This is a genomic window from Fimbriimonadaceae bacterium (genome assembly GCA_019454125.1).
Classification (GTDB): domain Bacteria; phylum Armatimonadota; class Fimbriimonadia; order Fimbriimonadales; family Fimbriimonadaceae; genus JALHNM01.
This window is the reverse complement of record CP075365.1, coordinates 2,297,719-2,307,812: the sequence shown is the minus strand read 5'-3', so window position 1 is coordinate 2,307,812 and position 10,094 is coordinate 2,297,719. Positions and strand designations below refer to the sequence as shown.

Genomic DNA, 10,094 nt, shown 5'->3' with positions numbered 1-10,094 from the left:
CTACGTTTTTCTGGGCTTCGTGTCGCGAGAGGGTCCTCGCGGTTTGGCGCGCGGAGGGACCGGCACCGCCCCGGGGGCCGCGGCCCTGGGGCCATGGTCAAAAGCGAAATCGTCGAAGGGGTGGGGGAGCCCTTCCAGCGGGCGGTAGTTCACGCTAAGCGCGGCGAGGCGCGGCAGGTTGTGGTTCAGCCGCTCCAAGAAGTCGTCGAAGTTCCGGCGACTGGGGTCGGACCAGGCCACCTCGGCCAGCGAGCAAAGGCGCGGGAACGCCATGTACTCCACGTGGCTCGGGCTCACCATGTATTCAGACCAGAGTTGGGCCTGGACGCCGAGGACCCGCTTACCTTGCGCCTTGGTCAGCTCGCGCGGAACGGGTTCCATTTCGTATGACTTGGCCAGCGAGGTGAACCCGCCGATGGCGAGCGGCTCTCCCGAAGAGGGCTCCGCTTGGTAGTAGTCGAAATAGGTGTGGCTGGTCGGGGCCATCACGACGTCGTGGCCGGCCTTGGCGGCGGCGACGCCCTTGGGAATTCCGCGCCACGCCATCACGGTCACGCCCGGGGGAAGGCCGCCTTCGGCGATTTCGTCCCAACCGATCAGGCGCCGGCCCCGTGCGGTGAGCCACGTGTTCATCTGTCCGATGAACCAGCTTTGGAGCGCGTCCTCGTCCTTCAGGCCGAGCGCTCGCATCTTGGACTGCGCCGCTGGGCTCGCCTTCCATTGCGCCTTCGGCGCCTCGTCGCCGCCGATATGGATGAACTCGCTGGGGAAGACCGCGACCACCTCTTCCAGCACGCCCTGGAGGAACTCGATGGTCGAGTCCTCGACGTTGAAAATGTTCTCGGAGACGCCCCATTCGCGCTTGACTTCCAGCCGCGTGTCGATATTGCCGAGGGACGGATACGCTGCTATGGCTGCTGACGCGTGCCCCGGCATTTCGATCTCGGGGACGACGGTCACGAAGCGCTGCTTGGCATACGCCACGATTTCGCGGAGGTCTTCCTGGGTGTAGAAGCCGCCGTGGGGCTTGCCGTCGTAGACGGGCGTGTTCCGCGCCACCACCGTCTCCCGCCTCCAACCACCGACCACGGTGAGCCGAGGATAGCGCTTGATCTCCATGCGCCACCCCTGGTCGTCCGTCAGGTGCAGGTGCAGGGTGTTCAGCTTGTGCAAGGCGATCAGGTCGATGAACTTGAGGATCCAGTCCTTGGGCAGGAAGTGGCGGACGGGGTCGAGCATCACGCCCCTCCATTTGAACCGGGGCTCGTCCTCGATGCGCACGCATGGCACTTTCCAGGGGCCCTTCCCGATCGGAGCACTCCGGAAGGTGTCGCTCGGCAACATCTGGCGCAGCGACTGGACGCCGTAGAACGCGCCCGCCGCCGACTTCGCCTGGATCTCGATGAGGTCCGGGGTCACGCTGAGGCGGTACCCCTCGTCCGAGAGCCACGTCAGCTTCGGGTTGTATGAGATGACGACCGCGTTTTTCGTCGCGGAGCTCGCGGCCTTGAGCGGGAAGTCTGTGGCTGGCGAGAGGGACTCGCGCAAGCGGTCGGCGATGGGGTCGAGGTCGCCGTGGGCGACGATCTTGGTCGCCTCGTCGAACGTGAAGGCCCCCGCTTCGGGGGTCACGCTCAGGGGCACGGGGATGATCGCCGGCATGGCAAGGGCAAGGGCGGTAACTGCGGCAAGCATCCGTGCTTAGGGCTCCGAAGGGGCGGGTCCGAACCAGTCTGGCCGCCCGGCGACGTTGAAGTCAACCGGGCAGCCAAACCGGCCTAGTCGTCAGCCGACCGAGACGAGGTCTCGCGCGCCGACGGCGGCGAAGGCGTTTTGCCGCATCAGGTCGTTCGCGGTGAGGTAGCTCCCGAATTCGACGCACTGGTCGAACCGGGTCTTGCCAAGCCGCTCGATGAGTCGTTCGCGGGCTGCCGCCATTTGTCGGCCACCGATACCGTGCTGCCTGTTGCGCGATCGCGGCGCCTTCGCCTTGAGGTACCCCATGATCATGGAGGCGGCCTCGGGATTGCCGAGCTTCTCCTCGGCGAGGGCGAAGACCTCGTAGGCGTCGGCAAGGACCTCGGCCTTCGAAGGTTTGCGCTCGCAGGCGGCGCGGATCAGCCGGATCGCCTCTTCTGGGTTGCCGTACTCGGCCTCGACCCTTCCGAGCACGATCAGGGCGATCTGCTTCTTCACCGAGAGGCCCGCATCGTCAGCGACCTGGATCGCCTGGCGCAGGAAGTTCCGGCTGAGCTCCGTCTTCTCCTGCCATCCGGCGAGCGCGCCAAGGTTCGTCAGCGCGGCCGTCCGACCGTCATCGTCGTTGTCCTCCTCGGCTGTCTCGATCACGCGCTTATAAGCGGCTTCCGCCTCTTCCCACTGCTCGGTCTCCACCAGGTCGTTGCCCCGGCGGCGCCAGATAAGGCGCTCCAGTTGGCGCTGACCGTTGCTCTGCGCGAGCTTTTGGGCCTCGTCCAGGTATTCCGCGCCGCGATCGAAGTCGCGCTCAGAATGGGTGACATAGCTTGCCCAGACGAGCAGCCGCGCCAGCACGTTTTCGTCCTTATTGGTCCGCGCCGCCGCGATCGCCTTCTCCAGCAGCCTCTCGGCTTCGGCCACGTCGCCATCGAACCAAGCCGCCAGGCCAAGGCTGCCCTGGACCCAGGGGTAGTGCTTCGAATCCTGGGGCACGCCGTGCAGGCAAGACCGTAGCCAGGCCTGGACCTTCGAAAGGCCGTCCGCCTCGGTCCAGACGTCTGCCAGGCCGACCGTGAGCCTGAGGGCCTCGTCGTAGCGGTCGTGCGCCAAGAACCAGTCGGCTGCCTCGGCCATGTTCGCCCAATCCTCGGCGCATAGGGCGATCCAGGTGCTCTGTTCGAGCTTCTTGGAGAGCGGCGTGTTCCTTTCCGCGAACGCGAGGTAGTACTCGGCGTGGCGCTTTGCAGCGTCTTCCGACGCACCATCCCCGTCCTGGCTCGCGTAGTTGAGCACGGTCTGCATGGCGGTGAACCGCGAAGGCCGGTTGTCGCGCGTGTGCTCGATGATGAGGCCGTGGTCCACGAGGGTCTGCAGGGACTGCAGGGCGTTGCCGTCAGGCTCCACCGCGTCGAGGGCCTCGTGGGTCCAGCCGCCGCGGAAGACTCGCACTTTCGCGAGCGCCTTGCGGTCCGCCTCCTCGACAAGTTGGAGGCTCTCAGAGACCACGTCGTGGACGGAGCGGTGCCGGGCGCGGACGTCGCGCCGTCGGCTCTGGAGGAGTTCGTCGGTCTCGTCCAGGCTCTCCAGCATCTGTTGCACCGTGAGGCTGCGGATCCAAGCCGCCGCAAGCTCCAGGGCCATGGGATAGCCTTCGAGGCGCTGGGCCAGCTCGCCGAGTTGCTCGGAGGTCCGGCGCGTCGCGCCGAAATCGGGCTTGATGGCGGAGGCGCGCTGGGTGAAGAGGGCCACGCTGGGGTTGGACTTGACGTCTTCGAACGGGCCGTCGCTGCGGTCGGGGACGCGGAGCGGGCCGAGGGGGACGACGCTCTCTTGCGGCAGGTAGAGCGGGCGTCTATTTGTAACCAGGAAGCGAACGTTGGGAGTCGCCTCCATGAATTCGACCAGCTCGTCGACCTCCTCCGGCCCGAGCGTGCCGAGCACGTCCAGCATGATCACAAGGCCGCCCATGTCCATCGACTCTCGCTGGAGCCTCTCGACCGTCCGGTTCGCGGCGTCGAAGTTACTCAGCCCCGCGTTGAGGACGGACCGTACGAGTTCGCCCTTGCCGGAGCCGGGCTGGTAGCTGGCCGAGGCGCAGGCGCAGCACGAGAGCTCGCACAAGCCGTGCATGGCTTCGAGCGCGAGGCGCGTCTTGCCGATGCCCCCGATGCCCACGATCGTGACGAGGCGGGGTCCGCCTTCCGCCATGAGCGCGGACAAGCGGGCCATTTCGACGTCGCGTCCGATGATCTGGTTCGGCTTTGCCGGGATCAGGCAGCTGAGCGGGCTGGGCGAAAGGGCCGGTACAGAACCGTTGGAGGTCTCCGGGGCGTTCGTGAAGCGGGCCTCGGTCGGCTGCGAGCCGCCGTCGCGGACGGCTTGCAGGACGCGTTTGGCCACTGCGTCTTTCGCGTTGATCCGGGCGAGTTTGTTGGCCCAGTCGGCGGCCATCGCGGGGCGCCCCATCTCCAGGTAGGCATCGCTCAGGTCGCGGAGGACTTGGACATAGACGTCGGCGAGCCGTCGCCGTTCCCCTTCCACCCACGATTCGTTGAAGCCGGCGAGGAACTCGCCTTTATAGACCTCGGCCGCGAATTCTAGGTTTGTGACGCGCTCGTTGAACGAAGACGCGAGGGCCGCGCTCTTGACGGCGTTCTCGAACTCTTCGACGTCGGTCGAGAAGATCTGAGGGTTCAGGCCGAGGTGGTGGTGGTCACTGACGAAAACTCGCTGCCCCTCCATTCCGGGGTGTTCGAGCTGCCGGCGGAGCGACGAGACGGCCTGGTTCAGGCGGTTGCGGATTGCGGCGGGCTCCCCGGTGGGCCAAATCAGGTTGGCGACCTGGTCTCGGGGCAGCGACCTGTCCTTGCTCAAGCAAAGCCTTGCGAACAAGGCCCCCGTTTTTTGAGTTTGGAACCGGGAAACGACGTGGTCGTTCTGCTTGGCGCGCAACCCGCCAAGCATCTCGACCCTCCATGGTAGAAGCATTGTTATGATTTTGCCTTGAGGCTGAGTTGTTTTGCCAAGGTCGTTAGGTCTAATGACGCGAGAATTACCGACCCATGGCAAACTCGCTTCTTGCTTTATCGTCCGCCCAAACCGCTCAGGGAAACGCCTTCGATGAAGTATCGCTGGGCGAACGCGAAAAGTGCGAGCACCGGCATCATCGCCATCGTCACGAAAGCCATCAGCAGCCCAGGTTCACCGTTACGCTCCCCGTTGAACATCTGGACGGCATAGGCTACCGGAATCAGTTCGGGGGTATTGACGTAAATGAGCGGCCCCATAAAATTGTTCCAAGTCCCAATGAATGTCCAGATGACGACGACGACGATGGCCGGCTTTATCTGGGGGACCATCACCGACCAAAACGTGCAAAGGTAGCTTGAACCGTCCACTTTTGCTGCGTCCTCCAATTCATAAGGGATTTGGAGGAAAAACTCGCGAAGCATAAAAACTGTGAACGGGGTGGTGAAGAACGCGGGCACCCAGAGCGGGTTGAGCGTGTTCACCCAGCCGAGGTTCTTGAAGATGAGGAACTGGGGCAGGATGGTGACGGCGGCGGGCAGCATCATCGTGCTCAGGAGCACCTTGAAAAGGGTCTCCCTGCCGGGGAAGCGGAGCCGGGCGAAGGCGTAGGCGACCAGCGAGCAGCTGGCGACCGTGCCGATCACGTTCATCACCACCAGGAAAAGGGTGTTGCGCAGGTAGACCAGCCCCATCTGCGTCTCGGCGGGCAAGAACTCGAGCGCCTCCACATAGTTCCGCCAGCGGAGGCTGACGGGGCGGTATGGCTCGATCTCTGTGGGGCTGAAGGTGCGGGTCTGCCCCTTGAGCGCCTGCGGCTCCAGGAACTCGACTTCGCGCCGCCCGTCGGAGAGTTCGCGCGTGACCATCGCCTTGAAGTCCACCCCGTCCGCGTTGCCCGTGACCATCGGGAGTTCGCGCGGGATGAGCTTGACTTCTCCTTCCTTCGCTTCGAAGGTGAAACCGCCGAGGCCGACGGGGCGGGCGATGCTCAGCACCAGGGTGCCGTCCGCGCGCTTGGTCTCCAGGTTCGCCTCGACGGGGCGGCCGTCGTAGGTGGCGGCATAGTAGGGCTGGTCGGGGGTGAGGTGCGGCACCGTCTGCTGGACGCGCGGCACCCACACCACGCCGTTCGGCGAGGCCATGTCGCGGTCTTCCTTAAAGCTCGTGACCAGGAGCCACAGGAACGGCACGCCGAAGACGAAGCAGCCCACCCAGAGGACCGCGGTGACGGCGAGTCTGCCCAGTTTCTGGCGCACATTTGCGGAGCGCGCGGTGGCGACCATGGCCGCGACCGCCCCGACCGCGAGCAGGCCAAGGGCGAGGGCCGCGACCGGGCTGAGCGACACCCTCCCCGTGAGCAGCTCGAAGGGCCCTCCCTGCGCCTTCGCCCACGCGCCGCACAGGACGGCTGCGACCGCCCAGACGAGGGCCTGGACCCAGCGGCTGCGCCGGCGCTCCCTGATCTCGACGAGGCCGCTGAGAAAGGTGCCCAGGGCGACCGCGCCCGCGGCGACCGCCAGCCATCCCGGGAGCGGAAGCACAGGCCAGACGACGGGGACGGCCAGCCCCTTGCTCGGCGTGAGCGAGGCGGAGAAGAGCAGGGCCAGCGCGCCAAGCGCCAACGCCCATGCCAAGCGCCGGACCGAGGCGGCGCGGTCTTGGCCGGGCGCGGCCGTCAACCCCTGGAAGGCGAAGAACACCCCGCCGAGCGCTAGGGCAGAACCGCCCCAAAAGCTGAGGGTGGAGACGGCATAGGCCAGGGCCGCGTTCACCGGTCGCCCTCCGCGAAGACCCAGCGCTTGCGGAGCCGCATCTGGACGAGCGTCAGGGTCAGGATGACGGCGAAGATCAGCCAGGCGAGGGCCGAGGCGAAGCCGAGCTTGAAATACGTGAACCCGTTCACGAAGAGGTGCACGACGGGCACGAGGAGCGAGTCGGACGGGCCGGAGCTTCCCGTGTTGCCGCGCAGCACCCAGACGCGGTCGAACTCCTGCATCGAGTTGATGAGCCCGGTGACGACGTTGAAGAAGACGATCGGGCTCAGCATCGGCAGGGTGACGCTGAAGAACTGGGTGACGGGGTTCGCACCGTCGAGGCTTGCGGCTTCATAGAGGGTCTTCGGCACCCCTTTGAGGCCGGCCAGCCAGAGGATCATGCCGCCCCCTGCGCCCCAGACGCCCATGGTGATCAGCGCGGGCTTCGCCCAGTCCGCGACGGTGAGCCAGCCGGGCGGGGACACGCCGAGCCACTCCGTGACCGTGTGGAGCCACGCGGCGTTGACGAGGCCCTTGCTGGGGTCCGGGGTCAGCACCCACGACCAAAGCACTGCGCCCGCCACGACCGGGACGATCGAAGGGAGGTAGAAGATGGTGCGGTACGTGTTTATGCCGCGAACGCTTGTATTGAGCAGGAGCGCGATGAGCAACCCGGAGACGATTCCCAGCGGCACCCCGATCCCGGCAAGATAAAAGACGTTGCCGAACGCTTTGACCAGGTTCTCTCGCTCGCTTGTGAACAGAGCCACGTAGTTCTCGGCGCCGACCCACTTCGGGTCGCTCAGCACGTTGTACTGGGTCATGCTGAAGGCCAGGGAGGCGAGCATCGGCCCTGCTGTGAAGATGAAAAATCCAAGTAACCAGGGCGAAAGCAGGATGTAGGCCCACTTCGTCTCCTCTCGGGCGAGCCGGCCGAGCTTTTGCCGCCGGATCCAGACGACGAATCCGGCGACCAGGGCCAGGAACGCGGTGGCCCCGATGCCCAAGGGGACGCGCATGTCGAACTGGGGCAGGGAGAAATAGCGATAGTGGGCGTCGAGCTCTCGCTGGACCACGGACTGCCCTCGTTTGAGCGCGCGGTCGGGGGGCAATTCATGGCGGCAGGCCGCCTCGAACGCCTTGATGTGTTCGTCCCACAGGACCTGGCCGACCACGGTCGGCGGGCGGATCCGGCCGACTTCGCCGATCGCCACGTGAAGGCTGACGGCGTCGGCATAGTTGGGCTGCTTGGGGGCGTACTGCCGGAGGATCTCCTCGTTCGCCTCGCGGTGGGCTTGGACGCGCTGGATGAACTCGCGGCCGCGCAGCTTGTCCCAATCGGCTTGGGCGCGGACCTCGATCAGCCGTCCTTCGGCGCTGGCCGCGAACTTGATGTAGCGCCACGCCCCTTCGACGTTCTTCGCGCCGACGGGGACACCGTAGCTAAAGCCGCCCATCCAGGTGATGAACAGGTCCTTGTCATCCTTGAAGCGGCCCCGGCGGGCGAAGCGGTCGTCCGGCACCGGAGGCGGGGCGACGCCGAAATCCAGGTCCGGCGCATAGCGGCTCAGGTTCGAGAGGATCCAGTCTCCGTCGACCTTCATCGCGACTTTGCCGATCACGAAGGGGTCGTTCTCGTTGCCGAGGAAACCGCTGCTAAACTTCTGGGCGTTGTCATAGCCGCCGAGCAGGTCGTACCCTTTGACCATGAATTCGACGGCCTCCCGCGCGGCGGGGGTGTCGAGGGTGCAGGTGCGCCCGTCGGCGCTCATGAATTGGGCGTCGTTCTGAAAGGCGAAGAGGTAGAGCCAGGAGTTGCCGTAGTTGGGGATGAAGCCAGCGGCGACGATCTGCCCGTTCGCGTCGCGCTTAGTCAAGACCTTGCTGTACTGCAGGGTCTCGCTCCAGGTTCGGGGCGGTCGGCCCGGGTCGAGCCCGGCCGCGCGGAGGGCGTCCGCGTTTTGGCGGAAGATTCGGCGGTTCCAATAGAGGACGCGCGTGTCCGACCCGCTGGGGATGGCGTAGGTCTTGCCCTCGTACTGCGTCTCTGCCCAGGCGGCGGGGAAGTATTGCTCGGGCCGCGGGTTCAGGGGGTTTGCCTTGTCGCGGGCCATCAGGTCGTCGAGCGGTCGGAAGGCGCCGCGGCTCGCCCAATCGCTAAGGCTGAACCGGTCTTGATAGATGACGTCGGGCGGGGCGTTGCCGACGATGGATGTCATCAGTTTTTGGGGGTTCATCTCGCCCGCGCCCATGCGCAAGGCCCGGACTTTGAGGTCAGGGTTCCGCTTCTCGAACTCGCGGACGACGGCTTCCGCCCCTTTCGCGTCGGGACCGGCACTGAGTCCCCAGACGGTGACGATCTGCCGCTCCTCGGCAAATGCGACAAGGGCCGACTGCACGATAGCCAGGGTGCAGAGCGCCCTGGCTAGTCGGGATCCCATTGCACTCCCGTTTCTCACGAAGGCCGCTTATTGTCCCCCGGTTTCTGACTGCGCGCTTTGCCGGGCGCGCGCCTCGGACTCGGCTCCACCGGAGCCAAGCCCGAGCTCTCCTCGCGCCGCCGCTGCTTCCCTTTCCTGCCTGAGCCGGCCTTGTTCCTTCGCCAGGTCGAGTTCTTGAGCCGACATCTGCCCCGAGTTGCCGGAAAAGAACCAGGCAGCTCCTAAGGCGGCAACCGCGAGGACGATGACTGCGATGATCGTTGCGGGCGGGATTTCCCGTTTCATCTTAATCTTCGCCAGGAAGCTTGCAGGTCGCGTCGCTGGTCTTCAAGAGCGAGTCCAGGCAAACAATGCCCCTGTCCCAGAACGGGTCTCCGTTACCGGTAACCCACGCGCCAGCCTTTTGCTCATACCCTTCGAAGACAGTTCCCTGGAAAACCCCATCACTGGCCGTGCCGTTTACTTTCTGGTAACGAACGTGCCCGTCTGCAAAGGCCCAGACAGAGCCTTCGGAGTAAGCGTTGTCGATGTTGCCGTAAGGCGCCCTAGGATCCTTGGTGTTTTTCCAGTCGGATCTTCGCGTGTTTTCAATGTCTCCGCCCGTGTACCATTTGTCGTCCTTCCACGGGTCGTTACTCTGGAAGATGTCTTGTCGCTGTTCGGCAACGGTGATCGTGCCGCCAGGAAGTGGAATGACCGTTGTCGTGACCGAGACCTTCCAGGTTTCAGGTGCGCCGAAGAACGTACCTCGGAAACCGTTCCTCGGCTGAATCCCGCGGAAAACGTTTCGAGCGACGGCGAAGCTGCGGCGAATCTGGCCCTTCGGTGTCTTGTACGTAGGACGCTTGTCCTCCGACGAGTACATGATGTCGTAGTTCTTCGTGTAAGTTTGGATCAACTTATCCCAAGACATGCTGTTTTCCGGGTCACCTCCGTTCGGGGGGCCGTAACCACCCCTCCATCGCGGACAGTACATATCGTCGAAGTCGATGGTGTACATTTGGTGGGCCAGATTTATCTGCTTTAGCTTGCTGGTCGTGTTGATCTTCTTAGCGGCAACTTTTGCCTGTGCGAAGACGGGGAAGAGGATCGCCGCTAAGATCGCGATGATCGCGATCACGACGAGAAGTTCAATGAGCGTAAAGCCCGATCGGCGTCGATTTAGCATGGG

Annotated in this window: 6 protein-coding genes; all 6 read right to left on the bottom strand. The window is 64.8% G+C overall.

All coding sequences use genetic code 11. The features are described 5' to 3' along the window. The 6 genes from KF733_11290 to KF733_11265 all read right to left on the bottom strand — a co-directional run bounded on the left by KF733_11290 (position 1) and on the right by KF733_11265 (position 10,091). Positions 1 to 1,695: a beta-N-acetylhexosaminidase gene (locus tag KF733_11290; protein ID QYK55585.1), complete on the bottom strand. Its 1,695-nt coding sequence runs from the start codon at positions 1,693 to 1,695 to the stop codon at positions 1 to 3. Positions 1,696 to 1,785: 90 nt separating this feature from the next. Next, positions 1,786 to 4,686 carry a tetratricopeptide repeat protein gene (locus KF733_11285; GenBank protein ID QYK55584.1) on the bottom strand — a complete coding sequence of 967 codons (2,901 nt, stop codon included), beginning with the start codon at positions 4,684 to 4,686 and terminating at the stop codon, positions 1,786 to 1,788. 95 nt (positions 4,687 to 4,781) lie between these two features. Then, positions 4,782 to 6,500, bottom strand: coding sequence for a carbohydrate ABC transporter permease (locus tag KF733_11280; protein QYK55583.1), 1,719 nt, complete (start codon positions 6,498 to 6,500; stop codon positions 4,782 to 4,784). Further along, positions 6,497 to 8,923 carry an extracellular solute-binding protein gene (locus KF733_11275; GenBank protein ID QYK55582.1) on the bottom strand — a complete coding sequence of 809 codons (2,427 nt, stop codon included), beginning with the start codon at positions 8,921 to 8,923 and terminating at the stop codon, positions 6,497 to 6,499. The genes KF733_11280 and KF733_11275 overlap by 4 nt, the downstream gene beginning before the upstream one ends. A 27-nt stretch (positions 8,924 to 8,950) precedes the next feature. Next, on the bottom strand, positions 8,951 to 9,208 hold the full coding sequence (locus KF733_11270; GenBank protein ID QYK55581.1) for a hypothetical protein: 258 nt from the start codon (positions 9,206 to 9,208) through the stop codon (positions 8,951 to 8,953). A gap of 1 nt (position 9,209) precedes the next feature. Next, the gene (locus tag KF733_11265; GenBank protein ID QYK55580.1) at positions 9,210 to 10,091 is read right to left on the bottom strand and encodes a prepilin-type N-terminal cleavage/methylation domain-containing protein; all 882 of its coding nucleotides are present in this window, start codon (positions 10,089 to 10,091) and stop codon (positions 9,210 to 9,212) included. Positions 10,092 to 10,094 lie beyond the last annotated feature (3 nt).

Bases quoted from the DNA above. Each gene is read 5' to 3' on its own strand.
- KF733_11290 (QYK55585.1), bottom strand. From the start codon at position 1,695: ATGCTTGCCGCAGTTACCGCCCTTGCCCTTGCCATGCCGGCGATCATC.
- KF733_11285 (QYK55584.1), bottom strand. From the start codon at position 4,686: ATGCTTCTACCATGGAGGGTCGAGATGCTTGGCGGGTTGCGCGCCAAG.
- KF733_11275 (QYK55582.1), bottom strand. From the start codon at position 8,923: ATGGGATCCCGACTAGCCAGGGCGCTCTGCACCCTGGCTATCGTGCAG.
- KF733_11270 (QYK55581.1), bottom strand. From the start codon at position 9,208: ATGAAACGGGAAATCCCGCCCGCAACGATCATCGCAGTCATCGTCCTC.
- KF733_11265 (QYK55580.1), bottom strand. From the start codon at position 10,091: ATGCTAAATCGACGCCGATCGGGCTTTACGCTCATTGAACTTCTCGTC.